Source organism: uncultured Sulfitobacter sp., from assembly GCF_964021855.1.
Lineage (GTDB): Bacteria > Pseudomonadota > Alphaproteobacteria > Rhodobacterales > Rhodobacteraceae > Sulfitobacter.
Genome location: NZ_CAXHZD010000002.1, coordinates 11978 through 32323 on the forward strand (window position 1 = coordinate 11978; position 20346 = coordinate 32323).

At 57.7% G+C, this 20346-nt stretch carries 16 protein-coding genes; 7 read left to right on the plus strand and 9 right to left on the minus strand.

From position 1 onward, the window contains the following. Positions 1 to 6 precede the first annotated feature (6 nt). Positions 7 to 1611 (minus strand): cytochrome-c oxidase, cbb3-type subunit I, encoded by a 1605-nt coding sequence (gene ccoN / locus AADJ11_RS06190; protein ID WP_341234466.1) that lies wholly within the window; start codon positions 1609 to 1611, stop codon positions 7 to 9. 113 nt (positions 1612 to 1724) lie between these two features. After that, a complete protein-coding gene (locus tag AADJ11_RS06195) occupies positions 1725 to 2132 on the minus strand; it encodes a universal stress protein (RefSeq protein ID WP_341233691.1) in 408 nt (135 codons plus the stop codon). Between the two features lie 163 nt (positions 2133 to 2295). Between AADJ11_RS06195 and hemN the strand changes: the two genes are divergently transcribed. Then, the gene (hemN, locus tag AADJ11_RS06200; RefSeq protein ID WP_341233692.1) at positions 2296 to 3651 is read left to right on the plus strand and encodes an oxygen-independent coproporphyrinogen III oxidase; all 1356 of its coding nucleotides are present in this window, start codon (positions 2296 to 2298) and stop codon (positions 3649 to 3651) included. 2 nt (positions 3652 to 3653) lie between these two features. On the opposite strand, the gene AADJ11_RS06205 is transcribed toward hemN, so the two are convergent. Together AADJ11_RS06205 and AADJ11_RS06210 are read right to left on the minus strand one after the other, a co-directional pair. Beyond that, positions 3654 to 4610, minus strand: a complete 957-nt coding sequence (locus AADJ11_RS06205) for an acetamidase/formamidase family protein (protein ID WP_341233693.1) — start codon at positions 4608 to 4610, stop codon at positions 3654 to 3656. 27 nt (positions 4611 to 4637) lie between these two features. Beyond that, positions 4638 to 5252, minus strand: coding sequence for a response regulator transcription factor (locus AADJ11_RS06210; RefSeq protein WP_341233694.1), 615 nt, complete (start codon positions 5250 to 5252; stop codon positions 4638 to 4640). A gap of 421 nt (positions 5253 to 5673) precedes the next feature. Between AADJ11_RS06210 and AADJ11_RS06215 the strand changes: the two genes are divergently transcribed. From AADJ11_RS06215 to AADJ11_RS06235, 5 genes are all read left to right on the plus strand, one after another. Continuing rightward, the gene (locus AADJ11_RS06215; protein ID WP_341233695.1) at positions 5674 to 6132 is read left to right on the plus strand and encodes a molybdopterin-dependent oxidoreductase; all 459 of its coding nucleotides are present in this window, start codon (positions 5674 to 5676) and stop codon (positions 6130 to 6132) included. 125 nt (positions 6133 to 6257) lie between these two features. Continuing rightward, positions 6258 to 8750 (plus strand): ATP-binding protein, encoded by a 2493-nt coding sequence (locus tag AADJ11_RS06220; RefSeq protein ID WP_341233696.1) that lies wholly within the window; start codon positions 6258 to 6260, stop codon positions 8748 to 8750. Positions 8751 to 9091: 341 nt separating this feature from the next. Beyond that, the gene (locus AADJ11_RS06225) at positions 9092 to 10090 is read left to right on the plus strand and encodes a glycosyltransferase family A protein (protein ID WP_341233697.1); all 999 of its coding nucleotides are present in this window, start codon (positions 9092 to 9094) and stop codon (positions 10088 to 10090) included. A 103-nt stretch (positions 10091 to 10193) separates the two neighbouring features. Further along, positions 10194 to 11651, plus strand: a complete 1458-nt coding sequence (locus AADJ11_RS06230; RefSeq protein WP_341233698.1) for a cobyric acid synthase — start codon at positions 10194 to 10196, stop codon at positions 11649 to 11651. Positions 11652 to 11725: 74 nt separating this feature from the next. Further along, positions 11726 to 12271: a biotin transporter BioY gene (locus AADJ11_RS06235; protein WP_341233699.1), complete on the plus strand. Its 546-nt coding sequence runs from the start codon at positions 11726 to 11728 to the stop codon at positions 12269 to 12271. A gap of 113 nt (positions 12272 to 12384) precedes the next feature. Here the strand turns inward: AADJ11_RS06235 and AADJ11_RS06240 are convergent, their stop codons facing one another. The 5 genes from AADJ11_RS06240 to AADJ11_RS06260 form a co-directional block, all read right to left on the minus strand. Beyond that, the gene (locus tag AADJ11_RS06240) at positions 12385 to 13806 is read right to left on the minus strand and encodes a mannose-1-phosphate guanylyltransferase/mannose-6-phosphate isomerase (RefSeq protein WP_341233700.1); all 1422 of its coding nucleotides are present in this window, start codon (positions 13804 to 13806) and stop codon (positions 12385 to 12387) included. Positions 13807 to 13879: 73 nt separating this feature from the next. Next, a complete protein-coding gene (locus tag AADJ11_RS06245) occupies positions 13880 to 15052 on the minus strand; it encodes a DegT/DnrJ/EryC1/StrS family aminotransferase (RefSeq protein ID WP_341233701.1) in 1173 nt (390 codons plus the stop codon). Next, positions 15049 to 15978, minus strand: a complete 930-nt coding sequence (locus AADJ11_RS06250) for a GDP-L-fucose synthase (RefSeq protein ID WP_341233702.1) — start codon at positions 15976 to 15978, stop codon at positions 15049 to 15051. The genes AADJ11_RS06245 and AADJ11_RS06250 overlap by 4 nt, the downstream gene beginning before the upstream one ends. 3 nt (positions 15979 to 15981) lie before the next feature. Further along, complete coding sequence (gmd, locus tag AADJ11_RS06255; protein WP_341233703.1) at positions 15982 to 17103, minus strand: GDP-mannose 4,6-dehydratase; 1122 nt, start codon at positions 17101 to 17103, stop codon at positions 15982 to 15984. A 197-nt stretch (positions 17104 to 17300) separates the two neighbouring features. Beyond that, the gene (locus tag AADJ11_RS06260) at positions 17301 to 19514 is read right to left on the minus strand and encodes an NADP-dependent isocitrate dehydrogenase (protein WP_341233704.1); all 2214 of its coding nucleotides are present in this window, start codon (positions 19512 to 19514) and stop codon (positions 17301 to 17303) included. Between the two features lie 234 nt (positions 19515 to 19748). Between AADJ11_RS06260 and AADJ11_RS06265 the strand changes: the two genes are divergently transcribed. After that, entirely contained in the window at positions 19749 to 20336 is a 588-nt protein-coding gene (locus AADJ11_RS06265) for a histidine phosphatase family protein (protein WP_341233705.1), read from the plus strand. Positions 20337 to 20346: the final 10 nt, after the last annotated feature.

The window sequence follows — 20346 nt, forward strand, 5'->3', positions numbered from 1 at the left end:
AGCTCCTTATTCTGCTGGTGTTGCGTTGGAGGGCAGGGCCGTGGTGACCGGTTTCGCACCGCGAATGGTCATCCACATGTTCCACACCATGATCAGCCCACCAGTGAGGTAGAGAACCCCACCCAAGCCGCGCACCACATACATCGGGAACTTCGCAGCAACGGTGTCGGCAAAGGAGTTAACCAAGAAACCCTGATCATCGACTTCACGCCACATCAGACCTTCCATGATGCCGGTGACCCACATCGACGAGGCGTAGAGAACGATGCCAATCGTGGCCAACCAGAAGTGCCAGTTGATCGCGGACATCGAGAACATCTTGTCACGACCCCAGAGCTTCGGCGTCAGGAAGTACAGCGCACCAAAGGTGATCATACCGTTCCAGCCAAGTGCACCGGAATGCACGTGCCCGATGGTCCAGTCGGTGTAATGCGACAGAGAGTTCACAGCGCGGATCGACATCATCGGACCCTCGAAAGTGGACATGCCGTAGAACCCAAGCGAGATAACGAACATCCGCAAGATCGGGTCGGTGCGCAGTTTGTCCCAAGCCCCTTGCAGGGTCATCAGACCGTTGATCATGCCACCCCAGCTGGGCATCCACAGCACGATGGAAAACACCATACCAAGGGTCGCGGCCCAATCGGGTAGGGCGGTATAGTGCAGGTGGTGTGGACCCGCCCAGATGTACAAAAAGATCAGCGACCAAAAGTGGATGATCGACAGCTTGTAGGAATAAACCGGACGGTTCGCCTGTTTAGGGACGAAATAATACATCATCCCCAAGAAACCGGCGGTCAGGAAAAAGCCCACGGCGTTGTGGCCGTACCACCACTGCGTCATCGCGTCTTGGACACCCGAAAAGACCTGAACGGATTTTGAGCCCCAAAAGCTGACCGGGATCGACAGGTTGTTGACGATATGCAGCATCGCAACGGTGATGATAAAGCTAAGGTAAAACCAGTTGGCCACATAGATATGGCGTTCGCGGCGCTTGAAGATCGTGCCAAGGAAGACGACCAGATAAGCGACCCAAACGATGGTCAGCCAGATGTCGGTGTACCATTCGGGCTCGGCGTATTCTTTCGATTGTGTGGCCCCCAGCAGATAGCCGGTGGCGGCCAGAACGATGAACAGCTGATAACCCCAGAACACAAACCACGACAGGTTGCCGCCGAACAGGCGCACCGAACTGGTCCGCTGCACAACATAGAACGACGTACAGATCAGCGCGTTGCCCCCAAAGGCAAAGATCACCGCCGAGGTGTGCAAAGGCCGCAACCGGCCAAAGTTGGTAAAAGGCTGACCCCAGTCAAAGTTCAGCTCTGGAAAGGCCAGCTGAAAGGCGATGAAGGTGCCGACAAGGAAACCCGCGATGCCCCAAAAGGCTGTCGCGATCACACCGGCGCGGATCACACCGTCAGCGTATCCGGTTTCAGGGACGGGTACAGGTTCATCAATGCGCCGCAGCACCCAGATGAACATACCGGCGGCAACCGCCATGATGACGAAAGCATGAAACTTATAGGCCAGATCGTGACCCCAGTTCATGCCCATAGCGGCAATCAGGGCAATAATCCCCAAAACGATGAGTTTAAAATAGTTCATAATGCACCTTCTTCTTGGCGTGCCCTATTCGGGTACGCGCAGCTGTTCGCAATTGTCGGGTAGCGGCTGGGAGACTGGGCTTCTTTGATCTAAATCAATTTTGCCCAAACACTGGGCTACCGGATCACATGAACCGCGCATTTTGCGTGCCGCACGACGTAATGCGCGACCGATCCCAACAAGATGTCCGAGATGTTCGGCTGATGGGACGCGATAACGATGCAATCAGAATTGTTCTGGCTCGCCCATTTCAGGATCTGCGTGCCGGGTCGGCCTTCGGCGGTGGCGGCATGGCAATTGGGCAGCATCTTGGCCAGCTCGTCCAGCCTGCTGCGCAATGTTTTGCGCGCCTCGACGATAAAGTCGTTCGGAACGTATTCGGACACATACACCGGTATTTCTTCGATCACATGCAGCAGCGTGAAATGCGCCCCCTCGTCAGCCAGCGCACGCGCGGCCTCGAATGCGGTCTCGTTTTTCTCGGGATGGTCCAGAATCACTGGAATCAGGATATTCTTGTACATCAGGTGGTCTCCTCTTGGCTGAGAGAAGATAATCAGGTCGCAGCAGCGGCCGTTTTGATGCAGATCAAGTCTCGTTATCGACGGGTGTGTTGCGCGCCAAATTCAACGGCCATCCTTGATCTAAATCAAAGAAAACGATCCCCCGTGTATGCAAGATATTTGCATGACAGAATTTAAGCAACTTCGCCGCTATGGCATTCTGGATGCCAAAGTGCCGCGGTACACCAGTTACCCGCCCGCCAATCATTTCAGCGATCAGGTGGGGCAGGCCAACCAGTCTGAATGGCTGCGCGCCGTGCCTCAGGGTTCCGCTGTGTCACTTTATATACATATCCCGTTTTGCAAACGTCTGTGTTGGTTCTGTGCCTGCCGCACGCAAGGAACATCAACGCTCCGCCCGGTCGAGGTATATGTAGAGACCCTTTTGCACGAGGTTGATCTGATCCGCGCGCGCCTGCCCAAGGACGTGTCATTGTCGCGGCTGCATCTTGGCGGGGGAACGCCAACGATATTGCCCTCTGATCTGATGGCGCTGTTGCTGGATAAAATCTTTGCGAATTTTGAAAAGGGTGACGCGTTTGAATTCTCGGTCGAGATCGACCCGACCGAGGCATCGCCGGACTTGCTGGATACTTTGCTAAGCTATGGCATGAACCGGGCCAGCATTGGCGTCCAAGACTTCGACCCCGACGTGCAAAAGGCAATCGGGCGTTTGCAGTCGTTCCAACAGACATCAGATGTGGTGCATCACCTACGGTCCGGAAATCTGCACAGCCTGAACATGGATTTGCTCTATGGGTTGCCCTTCCAAACCCAAGAAAGCCTGAGCCAGTCCTTGCAAGAAGTGATGTCACTGCAGCCCGACCGCCTGGCGCTTTATGGCTATGCCCATGTGCCATGGATGTCTAAACGTCAGGTGTTGATCGACGAATCCGCCCTCCCCGATCCGCAAATGCGCTATGAACTGTCGGAAATCGCGCGGGTTTTGCTGACCTCTGACGGGTTTGAACAGATCGGCTTTGACCATTTCGCGCGCCCCGGCGACGGGCTTTCAATCGCCAAGGCAACAGGGCATCTGCGGCGCAATTTTCAGGGATATACCGATGACACCTCCGACGTCCTTATCGGGCTTGGGGCATCGTCGATCTCAAAATTCCCCCAAGGCTACAGCCAGAACGAATCCGCCACCGCAAAATATGTCACCGCGATCGAGGGGCAAACCCTTGCCGGCGCGCGGGGCTATGCCCTGTCTGATGCCGATCGCTGGGTGGCGTTGGCCATTGAACAGCTGATGTGCGGCTTTGCCGTGAACATCGCGCAGTTGCAGGCCGATTTTCCGACCTATGCGCCAATCATATCAACTGCGTTTACGCAGCTTGCGGCGGCATTCCCCTTGGGCGTCACGCTTCATGACAGCAGCCTAACCGTGAATCCGGGGTTCGAGCCGTTGGTGCGCATTTTGGCCGGTCAACTGGACGCATTTCAAGCATCGCAAACGTCACATAGCAGCGCGATCTGATTTCATCCCACCTGCAACAGCGACTTGGGCAATCGCCCGTGTACGCCTTTTTCTTGGTTCACCGATTGCGTCACTGCAAAATCCACCGCCAGCGAACACAGCTGATAGGCTTGGGTTTCGCTGATATCCACGCGTTCGCGGATCATCGCGATCATTTCACGCAGCGCGATTTGCAGCGCCGTATCCAGACTGGCGTGAAACCCCATCGAGATAATCTCGTCCTTGGTCTCTGCCCTTGGCAGGGTCATCTGCGCACCCGCACCTTTCAGAACGTCAAAGCGGAATGTACCGGTCAAAGCAGTCTCTAACGCGGTGATACAGACCTCTCCATCGCCTTGGCATCCATGCCCGTCACCACAGGAAAACAGCGCGCCTTTCGCGTGAACCGGCAGATACAACGTGGCCCCTTCGGTCAGCAGTTTCAAATCCATGTTGCCGCCATGCAGCCGCGGCTGGATCGACGTGACCTCGCCCCAGTTGGCGGGCGGGGCGACACCCATCACGCCAAAGAACGGGTTGAGCGGCAAAACAGCCCCCCACGGCAACCGTGCGGTTTTCGCGGCGACATCAATCGGAATATGGGTGAGCGTTTCGGCCGAAACAGGGAATTCACCGGGCAGGGTGCCCGCCGTCGGGCGCACAACATTGAACCCCCAGTCCGCACCCAGTTCGATCTTTTCGATGGTGATCTTCAGCACGTCGCCGGGCATGGCCCCCTGAACCGCGATGGGCCCGGTCAGCAGATGCGCCTGCCCCGGAATGTCCGCCGCCAAAATGGCGTGCTGTTCTGGTGCAACTGTCATCCCTGACCCATCGGGCGGCAGAACGGCGGCGCGCCCGGAAAAGGTTTGAATGGTGGCGCGGTCCCCGTCTGCGATGGTCAGAACCGGGGGATGGTCCGACCAGAAGCGCCCCCAATGAACGGTTTCAGGGGTGGCCAGAAGGGAATGATCGGGCATGTTTTGAATTCCAAAGGGATGGCAGGGCTAAAACAGGCCAGCCTCGCGTGCGATTAACGCAGCTTGGGTGCGGTTGGCCGCCCCGATTTTACGATAGAGCGTCTTCATATGCAGTTTGACAGTTGGCTCTGTAATGTCCAGATCGCGCGCGATTTCCTTGTTCGATTTCGCCTCGGTCAGCCCCTTTAGAACCTGCAACTCGCGCGGTGACAGTTTTTCGGCCAGGGGGTGTTCGGGGCTTTCATCCAGCGCGGTCATGAAATCGATGGGGGCATATTGCTCGCCCATGGCCATAAACTTGACCGCGTTGATCATCGACTTGGCCGGCAGTGTTTTCGGCACAAAACCGGCGGCACCTGCCTCAAGCGCGTTTTCAGCAATCTCGCGGGTGGCTTCGCCGGACAACAGGGCCACACGCTGACCGCCCTTCATGGCCAATGTCACGCGCAGCCCTTCAAGGCCGTTCATGCCGGGCATATTCAAATCCAGTAGCACCAAATCAAAGGGGTCTTCCGCGTCGATCAGCTTGTGCGCCTCGCCCAGATTGGCAGCCTGACGGACAGCAATATCGCCTTGCGCCTCTAGAAACATAACCAATGTATCGCGCACGAGGTCATGGTCGTCGGCGATAAGTACGCGCATTAAGGTCTCCTTGATTAGTAATACACGTAAGCCGAGATGGTGATTATTGCACGATAATAATATGATTATCCGGTCGTTTCAGCCAACGCCCTTTAGGATAGTTTTGCCCTCATATGGGTAATGATCTGCCGCAATAATCCTATATACAGCACACACATGTAGCCAGATGACGCACGTAACCGGGAATGCCGATCTGGACACTCAAGCGGCGTCAAGTGAGCGCGCAGGGGCTTACCCTATCAGTATTTTGCCAGCGTTTTTCAGGCCGCGCTTTGCATGACTATACGAAAGGATAGGTTGGTATCCAAATGCTCAGTCGTACGATCGGCGGTCTCATGTCATAGAAGCCGCAGTCAAGGATAGGATTCGCGTTATGTTGTCATCATTTTTCAAGGCCGTTATGTTTTTAACGATTTCAGTCATGCCAGTTTGGGCTGACGATCTTGGGATGGCACAAGGCGACGTACTTCTGACTGTTTCGGGTGCCATCGAAACAACAAACGCCGACGGTATGGCACAGTTTGATCTGGAAATGCTCGAAGCGCTTGATGCGGCGGTGATCGATACATCGACCATCTGGACCGATGGCACCCAATCCTTTCAAGGTGTGTCATTGGACGTATTGGTCGACCGCTTGGGTCTTACCGGCGACACCCTGCGTGCCACGGCGATCAATGACTACGCGGTCGATATCCCCATCTCTGACGCGGTAGAGGGCGGACCGATCATCGCGTATCGGCTGAACGGCGACACATTGTCCGTGCGCGACAAAGGCCCGCTTTGGATTGTGTACCCTTACGATTCAGATGCATCCTACCGCAGCGAAGTGATCTATTCGCGCAGCATCTGGCAGCTCGACCGGATCGTCGTAATAGACTAAAAGGAAGGGGCATATCGTCCCTTCGGGTGCCGCCGACCACAGGAGGCAAGCCTATATTACGTTTGGCAAAGACATCTTTACGCCTTCGGCTTGTGCTTTCAGTACTGCTGGGGGCGATTGGCATTGTGTCTATCGTATTTCTGGCCACCCACGTCGCGCGTGACCTTAGGCTGCTGAACTCCGCCAGTTCCGACAACGTGCAATGGACGCTGTCGCAAGCTGAGGTGGAGTTTGTCGAATTTCAACTGCATCTCGCGACGCTGGACACGGCGGACCCCGCCGACCTTAAAATGCTCCGGCGCGATTTTGATATTTTCTACAGCCGCATTCGAACGCTTTCGCAATCGTCGCTTTATGCCGACCTGCGCAAACAGTCCGAGTTCTTCAATAGCCTTTCAAACGTCGAACGCTTTCTGGATGAAACGGTTGATGAAATCGATGCCGATGATGCGGGCTTGATTGCGGCATTGCCTGGTATGCGCGAACGGGCCGACGACATACGCAAAATCGTGCGCCGGATGTCGAATTCGGGGCTGAACTTCTTTGCCCGCGATTCAGATATACGCCGCACCAGCGTCGCCGTTACCCTGATGCAAATGGCGTTTGGCGTTACTGCCCTGCTTGTGGCCTTGCTGTTGCTATCCCTTTATCTGGGGGTGGTGAACCGCCAGAACATTCGCCGCCGGTCCGAGGTGATCGAAGCCAGTAAACGGATGAATGTGGTCACCAGCACCGCACTGGACGCCGTAATCGTGGCAAATGCCGAAGGTCACATTCTGGATTTCAACACCGCCGCCGAACAGATTTTCGGATACACCGCACAAGAGGCGCTGGGCCAAGAGCTGGGCGCCATGATCGTGCCGGATCAGTACCGCGATGCCCACGAGGCGGGTATGCAACGCATGCGCGACCAAGGCGAAAAACGCGTCGTCGGCAAGGGCCGGATCAAGCTTGAGGCCAAGCGCAAGTCCGGCGATAGCTTTCCTGTGGAACTGGCCGTGCAATCGGCCACCACCAGCGAGGGCGAGATTTACATCGCCTTTCTGCGCGATATCTCGACCCAGGTCGAAGCGGAACGCGAATTGGTGATGGCCCGCGACAGGGCGATGGCGGGCGAAAAGGCCAAGACCGATTTCCTTGCCACGATGAGCCACGAAATACGCACGCCTTTGAACGGGCTTTTGGGCAATCTAACCTTGCTGTCCGAAACCAAACTTAGCGCTAAACAGTCGCGGTATATCAAGAATATGGACACCTCGGGCAAGCTGCTGATGAGCCATATTTCAGACGTGCTGGACATCACGAAATACGACGCGGGCAAGCTGCGCCTGCGCCCCGTTGCGATGGACATCAGTCTGCTTTTGCAAGACATCGTTGATAATCAAAGCGGTGCTGCCTCGGCCAACGGCACCACGTTGGAGTGGAGCTGGATCACTGCCCCCGTAAACTGGATTCGTGCAGACCGTGACCGCATCCAGCATATTTTGATGAACGTGATCGGCAATGCGGTGAAATTCACCCGCGACGGGCAGATCGTCATTCAGGTCGAAACCGATGAACAAGCGGGCCAATTGCCTGAATTGCAGATCACCGTATCTGACACCGGCATCGGCATGACCGAAGACCTGCAAGAGCAGATATTCGACGACTTTATGACCGGGGACAGCTCTTACGACCGGGATGTTGGCGGCACCGGTTTGGGTCTGGGCATCGCGCAACGTTTCGTCAAAGCGTTGGGTGGCAGGATTGATGTGGCCAGCAGCGTGGGGCAGGGCAGCACCTTTAGCATCCGCTTTCCGATTGAACCGATTGACGCCCCCGACCCGAAAATCGCGCAGCGCAAACCTGCGGCGCAGCCCAAAGGCAGCGCGATCCTGCTGGTCGAGGATAACGAGATCAACCGCGTTGTTGCCCGCGAAATGCTCACAGCCGCCGGGCACCTCGTGACCGAGGCACACAACGGGGCCGAGGCGGTCGAGATCGCCCAAGACATCCGTTTTGACCTGATCCTTATGGACATCAGCATGCCGGTATTGGACGGGCGCGGGGCGACCCGTGCCATCCGCGCAGGCCAGGGCGTGAACGCCAAGACGGCGATTGTCGCGCTGACCGCCAATGCAATGGCAGGCGAACAACAGACGTTCCTATCAGACGGTATGAACGACATCCTGACCAAACCCTTGGTGCGCAAAGACCTGCTGACGGTGATCGCGCAATACGGTCATCCCCAAAATGCCCCGTCCAAGCCCGCCGAGGCCGCCTCTTCCTCCGTAGCGACGCAGTATCTTGACGATCTGCGCGAGACTCTGGGGGTGGATCAGCTGTCGTCGCTGCTGGACCGCTATGCGCAAGAGGTCGACCGCACAATAACGACTTTGTCCGACCCCGCGCATAACGCGTTGCCGGACATCGCAGCTTTGGCGCATCGCTTGGCAGGGTCCTCTGCCTCAATGGGTGCGATGGAAATGCGCGCCGCATTCCTTGCGATCGAAACGTCCGCCAAAACCGGTGACAAGCTGCGCACGGATAAATGGATCGCCGGACTGCCCGAAATTTGGGCCAGAACGCGCCCCTTGCTGCAAGCCGAACGTCGCACAGTGCCCCGCGCCGACAGCTAAACCGCGCGGGTTTCTCTGCGCATACCTGTTGCAATCTCTCTTGAATAAAACGGTCTGACAGACATTCGGCTGGGGCCGCGTATCCCAAAGGATAGGGGACTAGGCGATTGCGCCCTCCACCTCTCCGGCAGCGTCGGAGACGTCGACCAAACCCTTCGGTAGGAAGAGTTCAATAATTTGATTGGACCCCCCATGCCGACAGCAACGAACGACATACCACGCATCGCGCGACCCAGATGCACCCCTCCCAAATCTGGTCGCGCCACTGCGGCGTCACGCCCGTTGACGTCACGGTTCGGTCTGGCGGCACATATACCAGTGTCCCCGGAAAGGTTTCTCCCATGACGCGCGCCTCAATTATTGTGCCAGCCTTTAATGTGGCCAGCACGCTTAAACAAACGATGCAGGCGTTGCTTGCTCAAACCTATGGTTCCTACGAGATCATCATCGTGGATGACGGATCGTGCGATGAGACACCCCAGATCGCCACGCAGTTTTCAACTGATTCACGGGTCAGCGTACTGCGTCAGGCGAACCGCGGTGTTGCGGCGGCGCGCAACGTGGGTATCTCCGTCGCACAGGGTGAGTTCATCGGCTTTTGCAACGCGGGCGATTTGTGGCTGCCCAACAAGCTGGCCCGCCACGTCAGCCATCTTCGCGCGCACCCCAAGGTCGGGGTCAGCTTCTCCGGCTCTACATTGATTGACGGGGCGGGCACTGTGAAAGGCCGCGTGCCGATGCCCTGCGTTACCGACATCTCGCCGGCCTGTATTTTCAAACGTAACCCGATTGATAACGGGTCCGCGATGGTGATCCGCCGCGCCGCGCTGACCGACATTGCCTACCGCCCCCGCCGTGAAATCCAGCGCGACTGGTATTTTGACGAAACCTTTCGCCATTGCGCGGATATCGAATGTTGGACGCGCATGGCCTTGACCACCGATTGGGCGTTCGAGGGGATACGCGATGCGTTGACCCAGACCCGCGTTACCGACGGGGGGCTGTGTGTTAAGGCCGACCGCCAGTTGGACGCGTGGGAACGTATGGTCGCCAAACTGACGCCGCTGGACCCCGCTTTCTTTCGCATGAATGCCCCTGCGGCTCGCGCCTATCAGCTGCGCGACATGTCACGCCGGGCGATCCGCGATCTTAACGGGGCACGTGCGGTTAATCTGACCTATGGCTCAATGGCGCAATCGCGCGCACCCTTGATCGAAGACCCCGGTCAATCGCTACGCACCATTTGCGCAGCCGCAGCGCTGTTTTGCGCAGGCCCGAAAACCTCGCGCCGCGTGATGCAGATAAAGGCCGCGCTATTTGGCTCCAAGGCCGTCTTGTAAGCGCGGGCATGGTGGCAAACCGCGCCGGTATCTGATCCCCAGACTTGACGCCGCGCGTGGTGGCTGACACGACTTTGGCGAAGCTCATTCTTAAGGACCAGCCATGCCCACACGCGCAATCATGATTCAGGGCACCGGCTCTAACGTGGGTAAATCGATGCTTGTGGCAGGGCTGTGCCGTGCGGCATTACGGCGGGGCATTTCGGTCGCGCCGTTCAAGCCGCAGAACATGTCAAACAACGCCGCCGTCACCCATGACGGCGGAGAGATCGGCCGCGCACAAGCCCTTCAAGCCATTGCATCGGGCCGCAGCTTGTCGGTCCATATGAACCCCGTGCTGCTCAAGCCCGAAACCGACACCGGTGCGCAGGTCGTGGTGCAGGGCCGTGCCCGATCACGGCTTGAGGCCGGCGATTTTGGCGCGGCCCGCAAGGCGTTGCTGGAACCCGTTTTGGAAAGCTTTGGCATCCTTGGCAAAACCGCTGATCTGATCATCGTCGAAGGGGCAGGCAGCCCGGCCGAGACGAACCTGCGCAAGAATGACATTGCCAACATGGGCTTTGCCCGCGCCGCAAATGTGCCGGTGATACTCGCGGGCGATATCAATCGCGGCGGTGTGATCGCCCAGATCGTCGGCACCCAAGCGGTGATGGACCCTGATGACGCGGCCATGATCGCGGGCTTTCTGATCAATAAATTCCGCGGCGATGTGCGCCTGTTTGATGACGGGTACCAAGACATCATCGACCGCACCGGCTGGACGGGGTTTGGGGTTCTGCCATGGTTCAGCGGCGCGCATTTGCTGCCCGCTGAAGATGCGGTTGATCTGGCTCGCGCACGGTCGGACGGGGCGTTTCATATTGTCTGCCCGATGCTTTCGCGCATCTCGAACTTTGATGACCTTGACCCCTTGGCGGCAGAGCCATCGGTGCGGCTGACCATGATCCCGCCGGGCATGCCGCTGCCTGCGGATGCGGATATGGTGATCTTGCCCGGTACAAAATCCACCCGCGGCGACCTGAATTTCATGCGCGCCCAAGGCTGGGATATCGACCTGCTGGCGCATGTACGGCGCGGCGGCCATGTCTTGGGGATTTGCGGCGGCTATCAGATGCTGGGGCAAACCGTGGACGACCCCCAAGGGATCGAAGGCCCCGCTGGTCAGGACGCGGGGCTTGGCCTCTTGGATGTGGATACGCGCATGGCGGCGGATAAAACCCTGACCCGCGTCACCGCGACCCATAGTGCCACAGGTGCCCAGATCGACGGCTACGAAATACATATCGGCCAAACCAAAGGCCCCGATTGCCAGCGCCCCTATTGCCAGATCGACGGTGTGCCGGATGGCGCGGTGGCGCGGGATGGCAAGATTGCAGGCACCTATCTGCACGGGCTGTTTTCCAATGACAGCTTTAGGAAATCATGGCTGGCCCAATACGGGCTGGCGGCGGCACCGGTATCCTACAGCCAAACGGTCGAGGACACGCTGGACCAGCTGGCCGACCATATGGAGCAGCATCTGGATGTCTCCGCGATTCTAGACAGCGCGGGCCCGGTCTAAGCCTTCCGCCAAAGCACTCTTGTGTCTTGATCGGATCAAGGGGATACAAGCGCACCTAATAGAAAGCAGTCTAAATGGAACGTAATCTTACACTTGTTGCCTTGTTTGCAGCACTTATCGCAGCGCTTGCGCTGATCCCCCAATTCACGCTGGCCTTTGGTGTGCCAATCACGGCGCAAAGCCTTGGTATCATGCTGTGCGGCACCGTTCTTGGGTCCAAACGCGGTGCCCTTGCTGTGCTGTTGTTCATGTTGCTTGTCGCCATGGGCTTGCCCCTGCTGGCGGGTGGTCGTGGCGGTCTGGGCGCGTTCATGTTGCCGTCGTCCGGCTTCTTGATCGGCTTCCCCTTTGCCGCATTTGTCACTGGCCTGATCGTTGAAAAATGGCAGGGCCCGTCGCTGGCCATCGTCGCGGGTGTCGCGTCGATCATCGGCGGCATCATTGTGCTTTATGCCTTTGGGATTGCCGGTCTTGCCATCGCGCTGGACAAAACCCTGCTGGAATCGGCCGCATTGGTTACCGTCTTTATCCCCGGTGACATCATCAAGGCGGTACTGGCTGGCCTGATCACAGCAGCGCTGTACAAGGCCCGCCCGGCAAGCGTGTTGTCACGCGCCTAAAGCCAAGGGTTTAAACGATTGTGAAAGCGCCCTGATGACGGGGCGCTTTCGCCCATATCCCGAATAGCCGTCATGATTTGCAGCCCGCTGTAAGTCGCGCTTAGCGCCGCGGGTTACTGGCGGGCATACACATCCTCATACCTGATAATATCGTCTTCACCCAGATAGCTGCCGGTTTGCACTTCGATCAGCACCATGGGGACTTTGCCGGGGTTTTCCATGCGGTGCACGGCCCCGAGCGGGATATAAACGGACTGGTTTTCGCTGATCAGTTGCACGGTGTCATCAACGGTGATCTTAGCGGTGCCTTCGACCACGATCCAATGCTCTGACCGGTGGTGATGGCTTTGCAGGCTCAGCGATGCACCGGGGTTCACCACGATGCGTTTCACCTGGAAACGCCCGCCAATGACCAGACTTTCGTACCACCCCCATGGCCGGTAATCGCGGGGCAGTTGGATCGCTTGGCTTGATCCCTTGGCCTTGAGCGCATCAACCGCTTCCTTCACGCGCTGCGCCTTGGATTTGTCGGCGACCAGCACCGCGTCGCCCATGGCGATGGCCACGATATTGTCCAGCCCGATACCAACCAGCTGCAACCCGTCGGTTTCCGACCGCAGCAGGGTATCTTTGCAATCAATCGCGGTGGCATTGTCCGAACAGACATTGCCCTGCGCATCGGGGCCGGATTCCATCCACACGGCATCCCAGCCGCCCAGATCGGACCAGCCCGCGCCAAAGGGCATCACGGCCAGATTGTCGGCCTTCTCCATGATCGCATAATCGACCGAGATATCATCGGCCTTGCCCCATGCAGCAGGGTCTAGCCGGGTAAAGCCAAGGTCCGGATCGGCCTTGCTGAGTGCGTCGGTGACGGCCGTCAGCAAGGCAGGTGCATGGGCCTCGTAAGCGGCAATGATCGCATCCGCAGTGAACAGAAATATCCCCGCGTTCCACAGGAAATTCCCCGCCGCCAACATCTTGGCCGCACGGTCAGCGTCGGGTTTTTCAACAAAGCGCGCCAGCGATTGTGGCGCATCTGCCCCCGCATCAGCACCCGCCGCCAGCTCAAGATACCCATAGCCGGTTTCAGGGCGCGTCGGCGTGATCCCAAAGGTCACCAGATCGCCCGACTGCGCCCGCGGCACAGCAGCCTGAACCGTCGCGGCAAAGGCATCCGTGTCGGGGATCACGTGATCCGACGGGGCCACCAGCATCAGCGCGCTCGGGTCGGTTTTGGCAATCCACAACGCAGCAGCAAGGATCGCCGGCGCGGTATTGCGCCCCTCGGGTTCGATCAGAATACCCATCGCCGCTTGTTCCACCTGCGCCAGTTGTTCGGTCACAATAAAGCGGAACGGGTCCCCCGTCACAATCACAGGTGCCGCAAAACCGTCACCAGACAATCGCCGCGCCGAGGCCTGAAACAGGCTTTCCTCGCCCATCAGCTTGGCAAATTGTTTAGGGTATGACTTGCGCGACAGCGGCCAAAGACGCGTACCAGAACCGCCACAAAGAAGAATAGGATGGATCATGATAGGAACCTTAATAGCGATTAATCTAACGAGACATTAATAAATTGGCGGGGCGAAGTCTGCGGTGCAGCGGCTAGGCACGTAATTCAGCCAACGCCTCAACAGCTTCGGGGATCGGATAGTGATGATTGCCGACAAACAGCCCGTTCACATCGATATACTGCGCATTCGGCAGGTCACCGTGGATGACATGGGGGATATGCTCCATCACCGGGTTCTTGGTAAAGTTGCCCGCGACGATGGGGCGACATTCAAACCCAAGGCCGTTCAGCTTGGTCACCAGTTCACTGCGCGTGATCCCAACATCGGGGCGCAGCAGCAGCGAGAACCCGAACCAGCTGCTTTCGCCGATTTCTTCTTGCAGGGTGAACAGCGGATGGTTTGACAGCCCGTCAACGAACAGCTTGGCATTGTCGCGCCGTCCCTTGATCAGGTCGGGCAGCTTTTTCAACTGCTCTTTGCCCAACGCGCCGGACATCTCAAGCGGGCGCAGGTTGTAGCCCGGCAATACAAAGTTAAAGCTTTCCTCGAACGGATCGTCGCTTTTGGTGCCCGTCACAAGGTTTTCTTTGGGCAGGTGCCGCGTCCAGCCATGGGACCGCATGGACAACATAATATGGTACAGCTCTTCGTCATCGGTGGTGACAAGGCCACCTTCCATGGTCGAGATGTGATGCGAGAAGAAGCTGGAAAAGCTGCCCACATGGGCGAATGTTCCGGTCTGTTTCCCGCCAAAAGTCGCACCCATAGATTCGCAATTGTCTTCCAGCAGCACGATCTTGCGGTCGCCGATGATTTCCTTGATCCGGTCAAAATCATTGGGATTGCCCAACAGGTTCACGATCATGATCGCGCGGGTCTTGTCGGTGACGGCCTCTGCCAGCGCATCCAGATCATAATTCAGCGTGCCACGGTCGATATCGACGAACTTCTGTACCAGACCGTATTGGGCCAGCGGATAATATGTCGTGGACCAACTCACGGCGGGCACGATAATCTCGTCCCCGGCTTTCAGGCGCAGGTCGTCGTTTTTCGAATAGAACAACGCGCCGGTCATCAGCAGGTTGGCTGAGGACCCGGAATTAACCATAACCGCGTATTTCGCGCCAAAGAACGCAGCAAACTGTTCTTCAAAGCTGCGGACCTCGGGGCCCATTGAATACATGTCCGATTTGATCACCCGTTGCAGGGCATCCTGCTCGGCCTGATCCCAAGAGGAGGTCGCAAGAGGAAAGCGCGCGCTCATGATTTTGATGTCTCCAGATAGTATTGATAGGTCTTGGTGATGCCATCCTCGAGAGAGGTTTGCGGCTGCCATCCCCAGGCGGTTTGGCGCGATGTATCGGACAGCTTGCGGGCCATGCCTGTTGGCTTGCTCAGATCATGGGTAAAGCTGCCGTCCCATCCGATCACCCGCGCGACGGTCTCGTAATATTCGTTGATACTGTGGTCTTGGCCGACGCCGACATTCATCAGATCGGGGATGTTTTCAATGTCATCCGCCGCGCGGAACACCGCATCCGCCAGATCGGCAGAATACATAAATTCACGCCGCGCCATACCATCGCCCCAGATTTCGACCGTCGGATCGCCCGCCAGTTTGGCGTCATACACCTTTTGAATGATCGCGGGCAGCAAATGCGATACCTGCGGATCAAACTTGTCATAGGGCCCGAACAGATTGCAAGGGATCAGCGTCTTGTACTGAAACGTCGGATCTTCGCGACGGATATATTCGCACAGCCGCAGCGCAAAAATCTTGGCAATGGCATAGCCTTCATTCGTCGGTTCCAGCTCTCCGGTCAGCAGCAAATCCTCGCTTAGCGGGTTGGCGGCAGCGCGCGGATAAATGCAGGTCGATCCCAGATTGATCAGCCGCTTCACACCGGCCTCATAGGCCCCCATGATCACGTTGCGACCAATGGTGATGTTACGGTCCAGAAACGCGACAGGTTCGGCCATATTGGCGCGGATGCCGCCGACCTTACCAGCGGAATGCACGATCAGATCGGGCTGTTCAGCCTTGATAAAATCCGCCACAGCGGCGCCGTTCATCAGGTCCAGTTCGCGGCTGGACGGGGCAACAATCTGCCAATTTGCGGCGGCGGCATGATCTTGCACATTCCGGCCCACCATGCCGGAACCACCGGTGAGGAATAGTTTCCCTGACATGGATTAATCCTCGCGCGCGATGAACGCATCAAAGCCGTGATCGATCAGCAGCCGCGCACGTTTGGCGATTTTCAGATCGCTTTGCACCATCTCCACACACATTTCCTGCGTTGTGATCTGCGGTTCCCAACCCAGCTTTTCTTTGGCTTTGGCGGGCGACCCCAGCAGCGTTTCCACTTCGGCGGGGCGGAAGTATTTCGGGTCGATCTTCAGAACCACATCGCCGGGTTTGACGCCGGGGGCATTGTCGCCTTGGATGCTGTCCACGATGGCGCATTCGTTGACGCCGGTGCCCTCGAACCGCAGGGTGATCCCCAGCTCGGCCGCCGACCAGATGATGAACTGGCGCACGGAATATTGCACACCCGTCGCGATCACAAAATCATCGGGTTCGTCCTGTTGCAGCATCATCCACTGCATGCGCACGTAATCCTTGGCATGGCCCCAATCGCGCAGCGCGTCGATGTTGCCCATGTACAGACAGTCCTCCAGCCCTTGGGCGATATTGGCCAGCCCGCGGGTGATCTTGCGCGTGACAAAGGTCTCGCCGCGGCGGGGGGATTCATGGTTAAACAGAATGCCGTTGCAGGCATACATGCCGTACGCCTCGCGGTAGTTCACCGTGATCCAATAGGCGTACATCTTGGCCACCGCATAGGGGCTGCGCGGGTGGAAAGGCGTGGTTTCGGTCTGCGGTGTCTCTTGGACCAAACCGTATAGCTCGGACGTCGACGCTTGGTAAAACTTGGTCTGTTTCTCAAGACCCAGAAACCGGATCGCCTCAAGCAGACGCAATGTCCCGTTGGCATCCACATCCGCCGTATATTCCGGCGATTCAAAGCTGACGGCGACATGGCTTTGCGCGCCAAGGTTATACACCTCGTCGGGCCGTACTTCGCTAATGATCCGCGTCAGGTTGGAACTGTCGGTCAGATCGCCATAATGCAAATGCAGCTGTGGGTTGGACACATGGGGATCTTGGTAAATATGATCGATCCGCTGGGTGTTCAGCGACGATGCCCGCCGCTTGATCCCATGCACCTCATACCCCTTTTCCAGCAGGAATTCCGCAAGGTAAGACCCGTCCTGGCCTGTAATCCCGGTGATTAGCGCGCGTTTCGTCATGGATAGCCCCGTTTCTGCCGTCAACATTATAGCGTCCCCGTCCGTGCAGGGCTAATTGTTGTTTAATCAGGATACGGGGGCACTGGCAAACCCATGCGGCACGTCGCGGGTGCAGATCAGGCGTTTGGGCGCAATATTGCCCTTGGCGGGCAAAGAAAAACCCCGCCCCCTGTGATAAGGGGCGGGGTTCAGATTGTTTAGCCGATGATGGCGTTCAGCGTGGCCGAGGGGCGCATGACCGCTTCGGTCTTGGCCGGGTCCGAATGGAAGTACCCACCCAGATCAACCGCTTTACCTTGGACCTCGGCCAGTTCGGCCATGATCTTGTCCTCGTTCGCGGCCAGCTTTTCCGCGATGGGGGCAAAATGCGCGGCCAGATCGGCGTCGCCAGTCTGTGCGGCCAAGGCTTGCGCCCAATACATCGCGAAATAATAGTGGCTCGCGCGGTTGTCGGGCTGTCCCACTTTGCGCGAAGGCGATTTGTTGTTGTCGAGGATACCTTGCGTGGCATCATCAACCGCCTTGCCCAAAATCCGCGCCTTTTCGTTGTTCTTTTGATCGGCCAGGAACTTGAGGCTTTCACCCAAGGCGCAGAATTCACCCAGTGAATCCCAACGCAGGTGGTTTTCTTCGACCAACTGCTGAACGTGCTTGGGGGCGGACCCGCCAGCACCGGTTTCAAACAAACCACCGCCCTGCATCAGCTTCACAATCGACAGCATCTTGGCCGAGGTGCCCAGTTCCAAAATCGGGAACAGGTCGGTCAGATAGTCGCGCAGCACGTTGCCGGTGATCGCGATGGAGTTCGCACCAGTGCGGATCGTCTCAAGCGTTTGGCGCGTGGCTTTTGCAGGCGACATGATCTGGAACTTGTCAGCCACGCCTTTCGCCTCAAGGATCGGCTTTACATAAGCGATCAGCTCGGCGTCATGGGCGCGGTCTGCGTCCAGCCAGAAAATCGCTTCGCAACCTTCGGCCTTTTGACGGTCGATGGCCAGTTGCACCCAGTCTTCGATCGGTGCCTTGCGGGCCGATGCAGCACGCCAGATGTCATTCGCCTCAACGCTATGTTCGGAAATCACATCGCCATTGGCCGCGATCATTTTCACAGTGCCATCGGCAGGAATTTCAAACGTGGTGGGGTGCGAGCCGTATTCCTCGGCCTTTTGGGCCATCAAACCGATGTTCTGGACGGTGCCCGATGTCGTCGGATCCAGCGCGCCGGTTTCTTTGAAATACTTGATGCTTTCGTCATAGACGGGGGCATAGGAATTGTCAGGGATCACACAGTTGGTGTCGTGTTCCTTGTTGTCCGGGCCCCAGCCCTTGCCGCCAGCGCGGATCAGCGCGGGCATGGACGCATCGATGATCACGTCAGACGGGACATGCAGGTTGGTGATGCCCTTGTCAGAGTTGACCATATACATCGGCGGACGCTCCGCCATGGCGGCTTCGACCGCGGCAACAATCTCGGCGTTGCCTTCAATGCGGGCCATCATGTCGCCGATGCCTGCGTTCGGGTTCACGCCCGCGGCTTTCAGCTCTGCATCATATTTATCGAACACCGGCTTCAGGAATTCGCGCACGGCGTGGCCGAAAATGATCGGGTCCGACACCTTCATCATCGTCGCTTTCATGTGCAACGAAAACAGCGTGCCGTCTTTCTTGGTCTCTTCGATCTGCTCGGCCAGGAACTTGTCCAGCGCCTTGGCAGACATGAATGTGGTGTCCACAACCGTGCCCGCTGGGAATGTCACGCCGTCTTTCAAAACGGTCTCGGACCCGTCCGCTGCCACATGCACGATTTTGGCTGCACCGGCTTGGGCGTCGCTCAACGTCAGGGATTTCTCGTTCGAGAAGAAATCACCGCCCGACATCGCGGACACCTTGGTCTTGCTGTCCTTGGACCATGTGCCCATCGAATGCGGGTTGGCCATTGCGTATTTCTTGACCGCAATCGCCGCACGACGGTCAGAGTTGCCTTCGCGCAGAACCGGGTTCACAGCCGAGCCTTTGATCGCGTCATAGGCGGCGCGGGCTTTTTTCTCGGCGTCGGTGCTGGGGGCCTCGGGATAATCAGGCAGGGCGTACCCTTGGGATTGCAGTTCCTTAACGGCCGCAACCAATTGCGGAACCGACGCGGAAATGTTGGGCAGCTTGATCACATTGGCATCCGGCGTTTTCACCAGATCACCCATCGCGGCCAGATCATCCGATTGCTTTTGATCGGCGGTCAGCGCGTCAGGAAACGCCGCCAGAATACGACCGGCCAGCGAAATGTCGCGGGTGCCAACAGACACGCCCGCCGCATCGGCAAAGCTGCGAATGATCGGCAGCAGGGAATAAGACGCCAGTTCGGGTGCCTCGTCTACCTTGGTGTAAATGATGTCAGGTGTGTTCGTATCAGCCATGGTTTCAAGCCTTTCAGGAAGTTTGGTATGCGATAGTACACTAAAGCAGAAATATCCACCTCATCTGCGCAAGATATATCGTCATTTTGCAAGAACGACAGCGGGTTTCGCATGGCCCGTGCCAGCCCGCATCGCATCGCCAGAACGCATCTTGCGGCGAAATCATAGGGTTGGCCTTTGTCCTGCCATCGGCCAAGGTGCGCGCAAACAGCAGTTTCAAAAAGGCACGAAGCGATGAAATCCTATCCCAAAGTTTGGTTCATGCGGCACGGCGAAACCGAATGGAACGCCGAAGGGCGCGTGCAAGGCCAAACCGAATCCGTCCTGTCGCCGCGCGGCCTGCGCCATGCCGAACAACAGGCGCGGCTGATGGCCCCCATTCTAAAGGCTGATTTGCCCTGTTTCGTTTCGCCCCTGAAACGCACGCGCCAGACAGCCGACATCGCATTGGGCGGGCGCAGCTATGAAACCGACGATCGCCTGAAAGAGGTGTTCGCCGGCGAGTGGGAAGGCCATTTGCGCGCGGACATCTACAAAAACCTGCCCGGCGGCATCACGCCCGATAGCCCGCATATGGAGTTTTATTCAGCCGCTCCGGGTGGTGAAGGCTTTGACACATTCCAAGCCCGCGTGCGGGATTTTGTGGCGTCGCTGACCCGGCCAACGGTGATCGTGGCCCATGGCCTCAGCGGTCAATTGCTGCGCGGCGAATTATGCGGGCTTGATCGGGCCGAGTTGGGCCAACTGACAAACCGTCAGGGCTGTGTCTACGTCCTCGAAAACGGGGTCGAAACGGTGCTGGAATTGGACGAAACTGTTTAACCCTGTGGCC